The sequence below is a fragment of the Novosphingobium aquiterrae genome, from assembly GCF_042434435.1.
GTDB lineage: Bacteria > Pseudomonadota > Alphaproteobacteria > Sphingomonadales > Sphingomonadaceae > Novosphingobium > Novosphingobium aquiterrae.
In genome coordinates, this window is the sequence record NZ_JBHLTL010000011.1 from 394172 (window position 1) to 408880 (window position 14709).

The following is a 14709-nucleotide window of genomic DNA, read 5'->3' on the forward strand; positions in this document are numbered from 1 at the left end:
GGGATTGGATGCCTTCTTCGGCTTGAAAGGTGTCAGTGGGTAAGTGCGCGGGTCTGGAGACCGCGCGACCAGTCGAGCGCGGCGGCCATGCCGGGCGACATTTGGGTGGCGAGCACGTTCTCGATGAACGCGGTCTTCTCGATGATCTGGAGCACCGCATTGACCTTGAGGTGGGTGTTGGCCTGCCGGTCGGCGAGCGCCTGACGGACGGTGTTCACTTGCCCCTGCCACATCGCGATCTTGGCTTCGTCGGCGCCGATAAAGCTCGACATCGAGCGCCCGGCTTCGCTGACGATCCGGTCGAGCACCGCGAACAGCAGGTCGACCGAGGCGAGCTCGGCGAGCGTCTCGCGGTCGTCAGTCGGCATGCCTCGCCCGTAAGCAGCCTGGACAGTCAGGATCTTGTAGAGCGGGACCGAGGAGACCTGAAGCAGCTCTTTCTGCGCTGCCGTGATCGGAGTGTCATCGCGGATCGCTTGCACCATCCCGTCGATCAGCGTGGAAACCCGGTGGCGCAGCGATTTCGAGACGGGGAGGTTCAGGGAGCGGAAGCCCGGATCGAGGCACTTGTCGGTCTCGTCGCAGTGGAAAATCAGGACATTGCCACTCGTCGTGCCGTCGAGCAGCGAGGTGACCAAGGTCGAGGAGCTTTCGCCAACGATGGGCACGAATTTGCCCGGTTCGTCGTCCTTGGGCGGCACGTAGATGATCGTGCCGAGCAGCGTCATCGCATATTCGGCGAGTTCCTGGTCGAGCGCGCCACCCGGCGAGAAGAACGCCGATTTCTTGAGGATCGTCCAGGTGTAATTGCGCGGCACACCGGGATTGACGTCGTCATACTCGCCCGCGCCCGCCGCCGTGGTGCTCGAGCGCTGTCCGCGCGTGCCGCAGCCGTGTTTGGCGGCGGCATAGTCGGTGAAGATCCCTTCCGAGTTCCCGATCGCCTCGCAGATCGCCTTGTCGGCAAGATCGCCCTTGGGCCAGATTCCCCCGACCAGGCCCTGGGCAAGCTCACACGAGTTGATGTTGAGGTTATTCATGAGCTGAGCCTTTTGGCTGAACTCCTGCATGATCTTCGAGCACTCGGGGCAGACCGTGTCGATCGCGAGGGAGAACGCGAACCCGACCGCATTGTTGGCGACGGCTTTGAGCATCGCAACGATTTCGCTCGCGTTGATGAAGCTGAAGGAGCCCGCGAAGATGTCGATCCCGCCGCAGCCGGCGCGGGCGCGCGGCAGCTGCAGGTTGACGAGGTTGGTCGTCTTTTGCGGGAAGCGCGTCCAGACGTTGCCGAGGCTGTAGTAGCCCGCCGACTGGCCCTGGAAGGCAGTTGGCCCGTTGACCTGCGCCGCGCCGCCGACATCGTTGAGGAACGAGTCCATAGACGATCCGACGTCGGCGCGAACGCTGTTGAGGGGGAGGGTTGCCGCCAGCAGCGCGGCGACAATGCGTTTGAACCTAGTAGTCACGTCCGGCTTCCTTCGAGGTCAGGAGGTAGATGCGGTCCTGGAGTTCGTCGGCGCTCATCACGCCGTATCCGATCGGGATCGCTTGGCCCTTGGCCGCGTCCCACAGGACGACGGCGGGGGTGATGCCCGGATCGAGCCCCATTCGTTGGCGCTGGTTGGTCTCGACCGTGTAGCGCGGGAAGTGGCGCGAAGGTCCGCCATCGGTCGACACCGCACGCACCGTAATGTGCCAGGTCTGCGCGACGCTCTGGACGATCGGCGACATCACCTCGCAGGCGCCGCAGGACTGGGCGAAGAAGTAAAACAGCCCGTAGCGCTCGGAGAGGTGCGCCATCACACCGTCGCGCTCTGTCTTGCGGTTGTCCTGCCAGGCACGCTTGCCAAGCGTCGAGACCGGACGTTGGAGCGTGTAGTCGAGGTCGGGCTCCTGCCAGATCGCGCGCTGCCAGACGTCACTGAACAGCGAGGCCTGGTCGAGCTGGCGGCGCTGGAAGCGGATGTATGCGGTGACGTTCTCCGGGCTGGGCTCGAGGATGGCCCTGGCCTTGAGTTCACGCAGCTCGGCGGTGATCGCATCGAGGCGGCTTGTCGCGCTCGGTTGGCTCTCCGGTAGGGGCTCTTGTCTTTCCGGCGGCTTGGGCCGGGTGCAATAGAACCAGTAGCCGAGCCGCCGCTCGGCGCAGTAGAACGGGTCCTGTCCGTCGCTGGTCTGGACGTTTGGCTGGTCCTCCGCTGCAGCGGGTAGCGGAGCTGAAAGGAGGCTGGCGGCGATCAGGCAGGCAGCAGTGAGCCGCCGGGTGCGGCTAATTGCGGGCGTTGGCATAGTAGTCCTCGATCTTCTGCTGGATCTGGGTGGCGGCTTGGAGCTCGTCGGGAAGCCGCGCGGCATCGGTGAACTCGGCGTAGACCTCGCTGAAATCCATCTTCGAGAGGTCGAGCCGGGAAAACTCATCGATGGTGAAGCCGAGGCACTGCTCGGTCTTGGGCTTGCCCCAGGGCTTGTTCAGCTGGAGGCGGCCTTGCTCCTGGAGGATCCGGCTGAGCTTGGATTCAAAGCAGCAGTAGACCTTGCGCTTGGTCAGGCAGACTCCGAGGAACGAGGACGAGCAATAGGTCCCGACATAGGCGCAGAGGCCCTGGACGTCCTTCTGGTGGAGCAACATCTCCTCGCGGCTGCAGCCCAGTGCCACGAGCAGCTGGATCCCCGGGATGAGCGGGAAGCCCTTGCCCTTGCAGCAGTTGAGGATGCCGAAGACTTTCGACGAGCAGCTCTCGCGGGTGCCCTTGAACAGGGTCAGGCTGTCGGGATCGAACTCGCGGCGGGCCTGGTCCATTGCGTTGAGTGCAACAACCGCGTCCTTGAACTCGTCGTTCGCCTGCCGCTGGATCGTCTCGCAGCTGCCATCGATGCAGTAGACGTCGCCGTCGCAGATGAACTGGTTCGGGTCCTGTGGCTGGTCGGGGACCGGGCAATCATAGACCCGCTCGAATGTGCGGCAGGGCACTTCGTCGGTGATGCAGTATTCCTGTTCCAACGTGCACCCAGGCGTGGAAGCGAGGGTATCGCAGTCCTGCGCCGGGCTGAAACGGTTGCACTGGTAATCGCGGCGCCAGGCCCAACAGGGCTGGGTCACTGCCACTCCGTCGATGATGCGGGTGGTCGGATCGCTGTCGGTGCAGGTCTCGACCGGATTGGTGCAATTGCTGTCGGCAGCGAGATTTGCGCACTGGCTCTCGTCCTTGGCGGTAGACACCGACTGGCGGGTCGAAACACGGATGGGCGTTTCGCCTGCAACGGGCGCAGAACAGGTATATTCGTCGACCGGATCGCCGGGCTCGAAGCACTTAAACCCGCCAGGCGTATCGACGCCCTGAAGGCACTTGCCTGGGTGGCTTCCAGTCCGCCGGCAAGTCGGAAGCTGAAATGCCGTGCAGTCGGGATCGAGCCTGGAGCAGTAGTAGAGATAGTCGGTGACCGTGGTGACGCTCGCCTGGAGCGTCACCGCGCAACTCTGGGTGCCGCTCTCGACAGTGTAGCCGGTGTTGCAGGTTGCCTTGTAGCGCGCGGCAGTGCCGCTCGTGGGTGGAAGCGGCACACAGCGACCCTGCGTGCCGCTGACCCCCATCCCGCTCGTATAGGAGAGCGGGTCCTGGCTGATGGTCTTCGACCGCGCGATAGTCGCGTCGAGATCGACCTTGTCGAACCTCGCGCGGCGATCCATCGAGTCCCGCATAGTCTGATATCCAGTGTTCGAAGAGACCTGGCTTGCGGCGGCGCGTTCCATCGATTTGGGATCATCGAAGTAGCCCGACTGGCTCGGCGTTCCATTGAACCCTGGCACCCGGTCGGCACTGGGCTGGGTCGTCGCGGCACTTTGCGCAGCGGCGCCAATGTCCCTGCCGAAAGCCTTGCCGTCCGCCTTCGCGGCATCGGCGGTAGTCTGCGCCTGCGCGGCGCAGGGCAGGGCAAGCGCAAGGGCGAGCGCGAGGGTGAGACGGGTCATGGCTGGTCTCCCTGGAGGCGGGCGAGATGCTGCGCGGCGATCCGCGCGCCGGGGCCGCCGCCTTCGGCAAAGGTGCGCAGCGCGTATTCGGCGGTGACGTTGCCGTTCATCCGGTCGTAGGGCGGGACTTCGCTGGCGCAGTCGAAGCCCGAGCAAAGATCGAAGTCGCTCGCGGTGACAACGTAAGCAGGAACCTCGCTGACACCGAACGCGCGGAACAGGCGCGGGTCGATTCCGACCCCGTCCATGCGCTCGCCGGGCTTCAGTACATTGCCGAGGGCCTCGGTCATGACCTTGGCCGAACCCTGGGTAAGCCCGCGAAACACCACGACGCCGCCGGCGCGGGTGACATCGTCCATCATCTGGCGGAGTGCCTGGGCCGGCATCGACAGCGACGCAAAGGCGATGAACCGCGGCGCCTCGCCGAGACTGTCCTTGGCCATATCCCCGGCGTCGGCGACCATCCGGTCAAAGTCGAACGTCGCATCGCCAGACGCAGGGCGGGCCGCGGCACCGGCATAGCGGCGGCCATTGGCCTTGCCTGCTTCGGCGCTCATGCTTGCGTCGCCGGTGACCTGCTCGGCCCGCTCACGCGCGCTCGCGGCAAGTGCTTCGGCTTCAGCGGTCTGCTCGGCGGCGCGAGCGCGGATCGATGCAAGGTCGATATCGGGGTCGCTGGATTGCGCCAACGCGCCACCGACCGCCGACGTCGCAGCAATCAGTGCAATTGCAAAGGCTTGGGGAGGGGTTCTCATAGCGCGCAGCAGTTCCGTTTGCGCCAGACCAGGTAGCCCATGTCTTCCCCGATCGCGGGGTAGACCTGGCCGGCCGACATGAAGGTGGTGGACGCGCCGATCGGCGCGCAGGCGTAGCGGCCCTTGGTCTGCGGATTGGGGTTGGTGGCCTGGAAGCGGTATTGCTGCTTGCGCATCACCGGCATCAGGTATTTGCCGCAGAGCCCCTTGCCGCCCATCGTGCCCCAGGCGACGAGCTCGCGGTGGAGCTTGTAGGCGAAACGCGAGAGCGCGAGCCGCGAGGCCTGGACGTGGCCGATCGTCGCCGAGACATTGCCGTTCAAGGGATACATCGAGCCTTGGCAGCCCGCGCACCAGAACAGGCTGTCCGAAGGCAGCTTGGTGGTCGCAAGGACGCAGTCGGCGGCGCAGGCGGCAAGCGCCAGCGGGTTGGCGAACAGCACCGCCTCGGGATTGATGATCGCGGTGAGCTCGCTGTCCTGCCACAGCGGATCGATCTCGGTGATGTAGAGGATGTCGATCGAGCCTTGCTCAAGGCAGAGGAAGTCGGCAACAAGCTCCATCCAGTAGATCAGCGGGTAGGCGTACCAGTGGATGTTCCACTGCGAGTTGTACTGGGCATTGCCGCCGACCGCGGAGGGTCCGGCCATGGTCTTGAACCCGATGTCGAACCCGGGATCGAGCTTGAGTCCGCCCAGGTTGACGAAGCACCATGGCTTCATCGAGACATCGGCGAGCCGGACCGGCTCCCAGAACCCCATCGCGATCCCGGGGCGCAGCCCGCACAGGCATACCGGGAGGTCGGGATTGTCGGGATCGGGCCGGTTCGAGGGCCAGATCTTGAGTCCCCCGATCGAGATCGGGAACAGGCACGACCAGCAGATGTCGGTGATCGGGTTGACGAAATGCCCGGTGCACTTGCCCGGACCCGAGGCGGCATGCGCCGGCGGCGCGGCAGCGCCAATCAGGAAGATCGCTGCAAAGACCGCGGACCAGAACCGCGGCAGGATGGATCGTATCTGTTTCATGACGGCCTCGCTGGCGGGAGCTTGGGGGGCTGCTCGGTGACCAGAAGCTGGCGGCCTTGCTGTTCGACCACGGCGGGAACCGCATGGATGGCGAAGTGTGCGGTGAGCTTGCCGCCCTGATCAAAGTAGAACCGGCGCTGCTTCGTCTTCATCAGTTCGAGCGGCGCGCCGCCGACGAGGATGAACTTGGCGGGCGTTCGGCCGTAGCGGGCGAGTGCCCAGTCGATCTGTGCCTGGTCGTCGCCATCGAGAAACACGAGGGGCGCGCGCAGCGGCACGGTGTCGAGCGGATTGACCCGGGTGCCGCGGGCGATGATGGTCCGGCCCTTGTCGTCCATGATATCGGCATCGACCGTGATCGTCGGATCGAAGCTCCAGCGGCGCACTGCACTCGCATTTGCGATACCGGCGACCGGCGCGGGCCTGTTCACACGCGCGATCGTGCGGCGCTTCAGTTCCTCGTTGAGCCTCGCGGTCTCGCCGGTCTGCTCGAGGTGGACGAGGCGCGCATGGATCTGGGCGAGGAGGTCGGGCTCGACCACCGTCCAGACGGTGCCGTGCTGGCCGTAGTCCCGCGCCTCTGCAGACGAGGCGACAACCAGGCAGAGCGCGGTAGCGCAGAGCGGGAAATTGAGGCGTGTCACAGCACAGCTCTCCCGACCCCGATGACCTGCGATTTGCAGATCCATCCGATCGCGGCGTAGCGGCTGTCGAACCCGTCCTTATGCTCGGAGCCAACGAAGTAGCAGCCCTTGGGAATGATCCCGGTCGGTCCGAGTGCAAGCGGTTCGCCCAGGCGGCTAGTGAGCTTGGCGAGGGCAACCGGCTTGTCGTTGACGTAAAACTCGCGGTTCGTCTCGGTGACACGGTCGCCTGCGACACCCAGCACGCGCTTACCGAACGGCTCAGGCTTTGTGCCGAAGTGGCGGATGACGAAGCTTGAGCGCGGCGGCATGAACACGATGAGGTCACCGCGCGCGGGCGTGCCGTTGCGGTCGAGCCAGATCGCCCAATAAGGGAGCGACGGACTGGCGTTGATCATCAGCGCATGGCTCTCGGCAAACCGGCTCGTCGCCGCAAGCACAAGCGCGCCAGCGACAAGCCCCGCGAGAAGCGTGAGCCGCGGTACCCGGGTCAGCAGCCTGCCAATCCGGGACGAGAGACGGGGCGCATCAGCGTGCGTCATGGTTCGCTGCGCCTGGTGCGGTGAGCCGCCGCGCAACGTCGGCGCGGACCTGCTCGGTGAGATCGGGGACGCCGCCCGAGACCACGGCCTCGGCGACGAGCACGGTTCGTCCGTCCCTACCAAGCGCTTGCACCGAGGCCTCTACCGCCTTGAGGTATGCGGCGACACGGGCCTGGGTCTCCTCGGCGGGGCGGCCCGAGCGGGCCTCGGCCTCGACGAAGTCGCCCATGATGTGGCTGAGCTGAACCGTGACCACTTCGCGGCGCTGCAGGGTCACGATCTCGCGGGTCGCCCAGGCACCCCACAGCGTCGAGGCGAGCATCGAGCCGGCGAGCACCAAGGCGGTCGGCGAAAGTCCGGCGAAGCGTCGTGAGAAGCTGGATGTTGCCAGAATGTTCTTCACGAGACTTTCCTTCTCGTCTTGAGGCCATCGCTGACTTCATCGAGGAAGCGTGGCAGCCGCCAGGCGGCGACCGCGGTGGCGAGCGCAACAAGCACCCAGCTCGCTTGGGCAGCGAAGGCATATTGGCGGTCGGGGGTGGCATCGGCGTAGGCCCCGAACAGCGAACCCAGGAAGACCAGGCCCTTGTCCATCTGACCGCCGGTGAGCAGCAGCAGGAACATCAGCGGCAGCCCCATCGCGATGATCCAGCAGGCCATCAGATAGAGGCCGGACTTGATCACGATGTAGCAGCAGTCGGCGCCAAGCCCCCACCAGTGGCGGCGCGGGGCCTTTGCTGCACGGCGTGGAGGACGAGGGAGCTCCTCTCCGCGCTCGACGGCTGCAATCATTGGCGCGTGCGGGAGCCAGTCCGGCTCGGGGTGCGCGTCGACCTCGCGGTCGAACGGGGTTTTCAGGTAGTGCGGCATAGGATTTCTGGTCCTCCTGTTTGCTTGGGGGTTCATTGGATTTCGGGGAAGGCGATGCGTTCGATCGCATCGGCGAGCTGGAGGCCGCGGGCGATCTCGGCATCGATCGCCGCGAACGTCGCGGGCGAACTCGAGAACAGCGTCGCGGAATAGTCGTCGAGCACGAGCCGGCCGATCGCCTCGGTTTCCGGGCCCTTGATGAACACCTCGGAATAGGCCGAGCCCGAGCGCTTGAGGCTGCGGATCAGCGTTTCGGTGCGCTCGTCCATGTCCAGACGCTTGCTTGCCTTGAAGTCGGCGATCGTCTCGGGCTTCTGCTGAAGGATCAGCATCCAGTCGCTGTTCTCGAGCGCAGCCGTCGCGCCGTCGGACTTGTAGTAGTCGTTGAGGCTCTGGGTCGCGGTGGCGAGCGCGCCGCCGTACTTGCGGCAGGTGCGGGCATAGGTCTCGACGAACTCACCCATCGAGCCGCCCTTGAGCATCGACCAGGCCTCGTCGATCAGCAGCAGCTTGCGGACCGAGCGCGGGCTGCGGGTCATCGCCTGGCTGGTCATGAACATGATCGCCGAAAGCACGACCGAGCGCAGTTCCTCGCGGGTAGCGAGATCCGACATCTCGAACACGGTGAAGTCGGCCTCGAGATCTAGGCTCGCCTGACCTTCGAAAAACTGGGCGTAAGTGCCCCCGGCGGTGAACGGACCCAATGAGGTGGCGAGGTCCGCGGCGGTCTCGTTGCCCATCGCGGCGAGACAGTCGCCAACCCTGGTGACGCTGGCGTTGGGCCCATGCTCGGACCAGACCAGGTTGACCGCGCGGTCGATCAGGCCACGCTCGGTATCGGTGAGCCGCGCGACGTGGCGTGCCATCTGGCCGATGATGGCTTTGACCATTGCAAAGCAGTCGAGCCGGTAGTCTTCGTCCTCAGCGGCGCGCGCGGCGTCAATCATCGAGAACGGATTGAGACAGAACCCCGAGGCGAGGGTGAACTCGATGAACCGGCCGCCCTGCAGCTTGACCGAGTGCTCGAAGCTGCGGCCGTCGTCGATCACGACGACCTTGGCACCCGCTCCGCGCAGCGCCGCGCACATTTCCTGGAGGAGCACCGACTTGCCCGAGCCGGATTTTCCGCAGATCGCGACGTTGTGGTTGCCCGCCTCGTTCTCGAACGGCGACCAGTAGAACGGTTGGCCGCGCCGCCCGACGAACAGCAGGTGCGGCACCGGGCCGCCGAGATACTCGCCCTGCAGCGGTGCGATATTGGCGGCCGTGGTCGAAAGTAGCGTCTTGAAGCGTTTGAGGCGCTCCATGTCGGCACCGAGCCCGTCGGCGAGGGTAAGCGGCATGGCGGCGAGCAGCCCCTGGATCTGCAGATAACGCTCGTCCGAGAGGTCCCAGCCTGCGGCTTTGTAGATCGACTTTACTGCCCGCTCGTGGCGGTCGCCCTGGCCGAGCGGTGACCAGGTGGTGATTCCGTAGAACACCCGGACCAAACGGCGGCCTTCCTGGAGCTCGGCCTGGACGTGCTGCCATTCGGCCGACTGTTCGGCGATCCGCGGCAGGAACCGGGCGCTGCGGGTCTGCGACAGGCTGGTGGTGCGCATGAATTTGAACCCGGCCTTGGCGGCGGCGGCTTCCTGGTCGGGGTAGACGAGGCACAGCATGGTCGCCGCCGGGCAGGGGAACCGCAGCTTGTCGGTGAAGAGATCGCCGATCAGCCGTGCGCATTCGTGCGGCGCCCAGCGCGGCGGCATGTTGCGCACCGCAAAATGGCGCACATCGAAGCGGTCGGGATAGACCGTGCCGATCTCGGGCACGCCCTGGTTGTGCACGCCGGTGGCGCGGAAGCGCTCGGTGCCGAGCTCGATCCGGTCTTCGCGTACCAGGAGCTCGATGTCGCGGCGGATCGCTTGGGATCCAATCGGATCATTGGGATTGTAGGGCACCGCATCGTCCTGCGGCGCGGTGGTCGGCGAGGTCAGATCGTCGAGCAGCGCGATGAGATCGTGCGGTTCGTATTCGATCACGCCGAGGTTCAAGGACTTCAGCATCGCGATCAGTCCCTCGCGGGCGTGGGTGAGCTCTTCGTTGCTCACCGCCTTCGCTTCGGGCACGCCGAGCGAAATCACCACCTGGTGTGCGCGGGCGTGGAAGGGGGCATCACTGGCGCCCGACTTCCAGACCATCGAATAGAGCTTTTTGGCGCGGTGGCGGGCGATCGCCTCGTAGACCCCGCCCTGTTCGTAGCGCGGGGCGAACCAAGGGCCGACGATCCGGCTGATCCGAGGGCTGGCGAGGTGAAGGATCTGCAGGCAGGAACCGGCCGGCAGGCCTTCGGAGAAGAACGCGCCGAGGATCTCACCGGTCCGCTCGTCGGCGCCGATCAACGGGGTGACCCCGAGGACGAAACCCTTCGAGCGGGCGTTGACATAGAGCCGGCTCGTGGGATCGTAGACCCGGTAAGGGAGCCAGTCCGAGAGCATGTCGAGCATGAGCATGGGGCGGCCCGCCTCGACCTGCTCGGCGTCGCCGAGCAGGCCTGCCAGCAGGCGTTCGCGCAGGGCCCCGAACGAGAGCGCCATCACTTGGGCTCCTTCTTGGGCGCAGCATCGACTGCGTGCTTGAGCGTCTTGGCAGCTTCAATCGCGGCGGCGCTCGGCCAGACGCGCTGCTCCTCCAGAGGCCGAGGGGCCCGGACATGCCGGGTGGGGGACATGTCGGACCCCTCGGCGGCCGATGGGGGGACATCGGCCTGGACCTCGCCGCCCGGGGAGGGGAGGACAAGCGGCGAGGAAGGGATGAAGGGATTGGTCGATGCAGGAGCATTGTCTTCGGGAGACAGGGGCGCGGGGTTCGCATCCGCGTCGGCGTCGGTCTTGCGCGAAGCATCTGCGGCGCGGCGGGCCTGGTCCTTGAGCGCTTGGCGCAGCGCGCGCATCGTGCCTTTGGGCTCGGTCACTTTGTCGCCGCTGAGCTCGCCTGCCCAGTGCGCCGCCTCGACCACAGTCCAGACCGCAGCTTCGTCGTGCAGCGTACCCGAGGCATCGACGTGCGCCGGGAACACAACCTTCAGGGTGCGCTCGCCGGTCCGGGCGGTTTCCGCCGCAGCTACAGTCACGCGCTGGCGAACTGCTGCGAGGTCGCTGCCTTCGGCCTTGATCAGTTCACGGATCGCCTTGGCATCAACTTCGCTGAGGGGCTGGCAGCCAGCCCCATGAGTTCGACTGGCTTGCGCGCGGCACGAGAAATCGCCCGCAATGTTGGTGCCGAGATGGGTGCAGCCGGCGAGGCTGAGGGCGAGGCCGAGGCTGGCGATGGTGAGCGGGATTGAGCGGTGCATGGGCATCATCCTTGGGGCTGAGTGGGGGAGAGGAAGGCGCGCAGCGCGGCGGCGTCGCGGTAACCCTCGATCACCGCGCCGTCGGACGGACGGACGATCACCGGCGTGCCATTGAAGCCGTGAGCCTTGGCAAAGGCCTCGTTGGCATCAAGCCCGCGCGTGTCGCAAGGAGCTGGGTTGGCGAGCGCCAGCCCGGAGTAGGCGGCGTGCAGCGAGACTTCGGGCCTCTGCGAACACAGCACCCGTTCTGCGTCCTTGCGTGCTTCCGCCCCGAAGATCGAAATCGGGCGTTCTTCGACCCGCGCGCCGATTGCCTTGAGCTGCGCCGAGAGCTTCTTGCAGTAGCCGCAGTGGAAGTCGGAGAAGACTGTGACCTTGGGGCCGTTCGCCGGACCCCAGGTGACCGCGCCATTGGCGGGAAGCCCGGCCAGCGACACCTGTTTCGGCGCACTCTTGGTCTGGGGCTGCGCGTCGTCACCGTCACCGCCGCCGCGCCGGGCAGCCCCGGCAGCGAGCAGGTCGGGATTGAGCGCCAGCAGCCGCGCCGCGGTCAGATCCTGACGCGCCTCCATGTCGTAGACCCGGCCGATCACCAGGTATTTGGCGCGGGCGTCGACATAGAATAGCGTGGTCTTCGAGGCGACTTCGCACAGGCCGCCAAGCCCCTCGCAGTTGATCGCGTCGATCGGGGTCTTGGGGAGGCGCAGTTTGAGCGCCGCCTTGACCTTGGCGAGATCGGGCGAACCGATGCTCCTGGCCGCAAAATGAGCAGCGCCCCATCCGGTGGCGCCCGAGAGCAGGGCTAGGGTGGCCACGCCGAGCGCGAGTCTGGGCCAGCGGCGCTGAGCCGGCGAATGCAGTCCTTCGATCATTTGGAATTCCTCACGTAGACGCCGTCGAGGAACACGACTTCGACCTCGATGCCGGTCGGCATCTCGACAACGGGCTGGTATTGTTCGGCGCGCTCGATGAGGTACTTGCTCACCGTATCGGCCGCGTCGGCAGCGCCCTGGCCGAGTCCGCCGCCGAGAATGTCGCCGGCAGAGAGCTTGGCCTTGGAGCCATCGGGATTGGTGCGGGTGGACGAGAACACCGAATTGGCATTGGCCGAGAAGCCGCGCCCGAACCCGCCGACGATCCCGGCGAGCAGAGCTTGCGTCACCAGGTTGCCCTCGCGGCTGACAACGCGGCCGCGCACCCCGGACTTGCCGGCAAACGAGATGAAGCCCTTGACCTCGCTGACGGCGACGCGCCCGCCGGGCTGGTCGCAGGTCATCCGTGCGAGCTTGACATAGACCTTCTCGCTCGAGAGATCGCCGCGCGCCGCGCCGTTGATCACGCAGCCCTCGAGCCGGGTGGTCAGCACCCGCCCGTTCTGCAGCACCGAGCGGGCCGGGCCGGTGATGCGCAACACCACGGGAAGTGGATCGGTCTGGCTCGCAACCCCGGCCGAGGCATCGACCCCGACGATCACCCGCGCCCGCGCGTAGCTATTGGGCGGCAGGTAATCGGGCGAATCCTCGACCACCAGCGGCGGGACATCGGCGCGGGCCAGTTTGACCCCGGCATCTGCGCCCTTGTCGCCGCTGAAGTTCATCAGCTTCACCTCGGCGGGCGGCGGCGCGCCATCGGCGCCGGTGTTTCCCGGAGCCAGGCCCCCCGAACTCGGCGGCGTGCCAGCGGCCCCTCGAGCATCGTAGCCGCCGGCGCGGGGACCGTAGGCGGGCATAGCCGCGGCATTGGGAGCGGGCGCGGCGGCCTGCGTCTGCAGCTGGTTCTTGAGCTGGGTGTTCTCGGCCGAGATCGCGTCGATCGCCGCTTGGCCATCGGTGCGCATGGCCTGATTCTCGGCCTTGAGTGCAGCCAGTTCGGCTTCCATCTCGGGACGCATCACCGCGCCGTCCTTCAGCACCTTCTGCTCGCGGGTAACCGCGCCCAACTGGTTGCCGTAGACGGTCGTGAATTCGCGCTGTGACAGGTTGCGATTGACCAGGCTGGCGGTCTCGATTGTCTCGGCGTCGCCTTCCTGATGCAAATTCTTCGCGTGATCGCTCCCGAAGATGATCCAGCTGGTGCCGGCAAGGATCACGGTCGCGATTCCCGCAAGCAGCATCCGCTGGCGCTTGGCGGTGCGCTCGTTGAGCTGCCCGACGCTGCTTGGCTCGTGGCCCTCGCGCTCTGCGCCGGTCGCGCTCTTGCCGATGACCTGTGCCTGTTGTGATGCCTGATCAGTCATGACCCTGCTCCCCGTTCGGGCCGACGAGGTAGGCCGTGGTGGCAGCGCCAGGTTCAAGCGTGGGCTGGGCGATCGAAACCGCGAGCGCACCTGCGCCGGCGAGATCCTTCTCGGCCACCGTCAGCGGCTTGGTACCGCGGTTGGCGAGACGGATGACTTTCCCTGCGAGCGCCGCGCCGCGATATTCGGCGATCAGCTGGAATTCTAGCGCGCCGATCCGGCTCGGGAGCGCGGCAGGCTGACTGATCTCGAAGCCTTCAATCGTCTGCTGGCCCGCCATGGCCTGAACGAGGCGGACAGCGGCTTCATCCTGCCCGGTCTGGCGCTCCCAGCGGCCCGCGTCGCCCTTGGCGAGTGCGGGGTTGGTGATGAACACCTGGGCGGCTTCGATCTTGTCGATCGAGCACGAGAACTTGTAGACGTAGCCCGCCTTGGTGGTGGCGAAGAAGCTGATCCGATTGGCGGCGAAAGTCTCGGGCACCGATACATAGATGTCGCCGCGCACCGGCTCGTGGGTCACCGCGAAGTCGTTGTAGGGATAACCGCTCGAGATCTTCGATACGGAGGCGAACTGGTCGCCAATCAGCGCGAAGCGGGTGAGCTCGCGCGCCGAGACTGAGCAGGCAACCGTGCCGCCGTCGGCGCTCTCCTTGAACTGGTCGGCAAGCGCCGGGCTGGCGAGCGCCAGCAGCGAGGCGGCGAGCGCAATTGCTGGGCCGCGCCGTCTGAAGCGAGAAGGCATCACTTGGTCTCCTTGTTTGTGTCGTCGGTGGGAATCTGGACGAATCCGGAAAGGCCGAGGCGCAGGCCCTGGTAGGTCCAGCTGAAGCGGAAGCGGCGCTCGTCGCTGCCGATCACGGTCGCGCCGACGAAGGTCTTGAGGGTGCCCTTGACCTCTGAGGTGAGGGCGGCGGGATCGACCTTGATCTCCTTGATCACGAAGGCCTGGGTGACGTCCGAGCCGCGCTGCTCCTCGACGATCTTCATCAGCTCGCCCTTGAGTGTGCCGTTGGCGGCGGGATCGGCGAGCTCAAGGATCTGGCTCATCCAGTAGTCGAGCCCTTCGGGGCTGCGGTTGAGCAGCATCAGCGCGGCATCGCGGGTGACGAACTCCATGTACTGCGCAGACACGCCCGCGCTCGACACGGTGAGCGGCGCGCGGACGGTCGGGACCAGGACGACTTCGCGGTCGCGGGTCGCGGCGAAGCCGCCGGCAATAACCAAGGCAATCGCAAGGCCCGCGCTGATCAGAGCGAACAGGTTGCGCTGCCTGAGCAGCGCCTGGCTGCGCTCGTGAGAAATCTGGACAAGCATGGTGTGTTTC

General features: G+C 66.1%; 15 protein-coding genes. All 15 read right to left on the reverse strand.

What is annotated here, in order from left to right; genetic code table 11:
* Positions 1-32: 32 nt before the first annotated feature.
* Positions 33-1382, reverse strand: a complete 1350-nt coding sequence (locus ACFFF7_RS15370; RefSeq protein ID WP_379482372.1) for a conjugal transfer protein TraH — start codon at positions 1380-1382, stop codon at positions 33-35.
* Between the two features lie 76 nt (positions 1383-1458).
* The gene (locus tag ACFFF7_RS15375; RefSeq protein ID WP_379482219.1) at positions 1459-2292 is read right to left on the reverse strand and encodes a conjugal transfer protein TraF; all 834 of its coding nucleotides are present in this window, start codon (positions 2290-2292) and stop codon (positions 1459-1461) included.
* Complete coding sequence (locus ACFFF7_RS15380; protein WP_379482220.1) at positions 2273-3973, reverse strand: conjugal transfer protein TraN; 1701 nt, start codon at positions 3971-3973, stop codon at positions 2273-2275. Before ACFFF7_RS15380 ends, ACFFF7_RS15375 begins: the two co-directional genes overlap by 20 nt.
* Complete coding sequence (gene trbC / locus ACFFF7_RS15385; RefSeq protein WP_379482221.1) at positions 3970-4662, reverse strand: type-F conjugative transfer system pilin assembly protein TrbC; 693 nt, start codon at positions 4660-4662, stop codon at positions 3970-3972. Before trbC ends, ACFFF7_RS15380 begins: the two co-directional genes overlap by 4 nt.
* 62 nt (positions 4663-4724) lie before the next feature.
* Entirely contained in the window at positions 4725-5756 is a 1032-nt protein-coding gene (gene traU / locus ACFFF7_RS15390) for a conjugal transfer pilus assembly protein TraU (RefSeq protein WP_379482222.1), read from the reverse strand.
* Positions 5753-6400 (reverse strand): type-F conjugative transfer system protein TraW, encoded by a 648-nt coding sequence (traW, locus tag ACFFF7_RS15395; RefSeq protein WP_379482223.1) that lies wholly within the window; start codon positions 6398-6400, stop codon positions 5753-5755. Before traW ends, traU begins: the two co-directional genes overlap by 4 nt.
* The gene (locus ACFFF7_RS15400) at positions 6397-6942 is read right to left on the reverse strand and encodes a S26 family signal peptidase (protein ID WP_379482224.1); all 546 of its coding nucleotides are present in this window, start codon (positions 6940-6942) and stop codon (positions 6397-6399) included. Before ACFFF7_RS15400 ends, traW begins: the two co-directional genes overlap by 4 nt.
* Positions 6929-7345: a TrbI F-type domain-containing protein gene (locus ACFFF7_RS15405; protein WP_379482225.1), complete on the reverse strand. Its 417-nt coding sequence runs from the start codon at positions 7343-7345 to the stop codon at positions 6929-6931. Before ACFFF7_RS15405 ends, ACFFF7_RS15400 begins: the two co-directional genes overlap by 14 nt.
* A complete protein-coding gene (locus ACFFF7_RS15410; RefSeq protein WP_379482226.1) occupies positions 7342-7812 on the reverse strand; it encodes a hypothetical protein in 471 nt (156 codons plus the stop codon). The genes ACFFF7_RS15405 and ACFFF7_RS15410 overlap by 4 nt, the downstream gene beginning before the upstream one ends.
* Before the next feature lie 32 nt (positions 7813-7844).
* Positions 7845-10391 (reverse strand): type IV secretion system protein TraC, encoded by a 2547-nt coding sequence (gene traC, locus ACFFF7_RS15415; protein WP_379482227.1) that lies wholly within the window; start codon positions 10389-10391, stop codon positions 7845-7847.
* On the reverse strand, positions 10391-11149 hold the full coding sequence (locus ACFFF7_RS15420) for a conjugal transfer protein TraV (protein ID WP_379482228.1): 759 nt from the start codon (positions 11147-11149) through the stop codon (positions 10391-10393). The genes traC and ACFFF7_RS15420 overlap by 1 nt, the downstream gene beginning before the upstream one ends.
* A 5-nt stretch (positions 11150-11154) precedes the next feature.
* Complete coding sequence (locus ACFFF7_RS15425; protein ID WP_379482229.1) at positions 11155-12021, reverse strand: DsbC family protein; 867 nt, start codon at positions 12019-12021, stop codon at positions 11155-11157.
* Complete coding sequence (locus ACFFF7_RS15430; RefSeq protein WP_379482230.1) at positions 12018-13385, reverse strand: TraB/TrbI/VirB10 family type IV secretion system protein; 1368 nt, start codon at positions 13383-13385, stop codon at positions 12018-12020. The genes ACFFF7_RS15425 and ACFFF7_RS15430 overlap by 4 nt, the downstream gene beginning before the upstream one ends.
* Positions 13378-14127 carry a type-F conjugative transfer system secretin TraK gene (locus ACFFF7_RS15435; protein ID WP_379482231.1) on the reverse strand — a complete coding sequence of 250 codons (750 nt, stop codon included), beginning with the start codon at positions 14125-14127 and terminating at the stop codon, positions 13378-13380. The genes ACFFF7_RS15430 and ACFFF7_RS15435 overlap by 8 nt, the downstream gene beginning before the upstream one ends.
* A complete protein-coding gene (locus tag ACFFF7_RS15440) occupies positions 14127-14699 on the reverse strand; it encodes a type IV conjugative transfer system protein TraE (protein WP_379482232.1) in 573 nt (190 codons plus the stop codon). Before ACFFF7_RS15440 ends, ACFFF7_RS15435 begins: the two co-directional genes overlap by 1 nt.
* Positions 14700-14709: the final 10 nt, after the last annotated feature.

Excerpts from the sequence above, each read along its gene's own strand:
- ACFFF7_RS15435 (WP_379482231.1), bottom strand. The coding sequence starts at position 14,127 with ATGCCTTCTCGCTTCAGACGGCGCGGCCCAGCAATTGCGCTCGCCGCC.
- ACFFF7_RS15370 (WP_379482372.1), bottom strand. The coding sequence starts at position 1,382 with ATGGACTCGTTCCTCAACGATGTCGGCGGCGCGGCGCAGGTCAACGGG.
- ACFFF7_RS15380 (WP_379482220.1), bottom strand. The coding sequence starts at position 3,973 with ATGACCCGTCTCACCCTCGCGCTCGCCCTTGCGCTTGCCCTGCCCTGC.
- ACFFF7_RS15375 (WP_379482219.1), bottom strand. The coding sequence starts at position 2,292 with ATGCCAACGCCCGCAATTAGCCGCACCCGGCGGCTCACTGCTGCCTGC.
- ACFFF7_RS15430 (WP_379482230.1), bottom strand. The coding sequence starts at position 13,385 with ATGACTGATCAGGCATCACAACAGGCACAGGTCATCGGCAAGAGCGCG.
- ACFFF7_RS15400 (WP_379482224.1), bottom strand. The coding sequence starts at position 6,942 with ATGACGCACGCTGATGCGCCCCGTCTCTCGTCCCGGATTGGCAGGCTG.
- ACFFF7_RS15425 (WP_379482229.1), bottom strand. The coding sequence starts at position 12,021 with ATGATCGAAGGACTGCATTCGCCGGCTCAGCGCCGCTGGCCCAGACTC.
- traU (WP_379482222.1), bottom strand. The coding sequence starts at position 5,756 with ATGAAACAGATACGATCCATCCTGCCGCGGTTCTGGTCCGCGGTCTTT.
- ACFFF7_RS15440 (WP_379482232.1), bottom strand. The coding sequence starts at position 14,699 with ATGCTTGTCCAGATTTCTCACGAGCGCAGCCAGGCGCTGCTCAGGCAG.
- ACFFF7_RS15420 (WP_379482228.1), bottom strand. The coding sequence starts at position 11,149 with ATGCACCGCTCAATCCCGCTCACCATCGCCAGCCTCGGCCTCGCCCTC.
- traC (WP_379482227.1), bottom strand. The coding sequence starts at position 10,391 with ATGGCGCTCTCGTTCGGGGCCCTGCGCGAACGCCTGCTGGCAGGCCTG.
- ACFFF7_RS15410 (WP_379482226.1), bottom strand. The coding sequence starts at position 7,812 with ATGCCGCACTACCTGAAAACCCCGTTCGACCGCGAGGTCGACGCGCAC.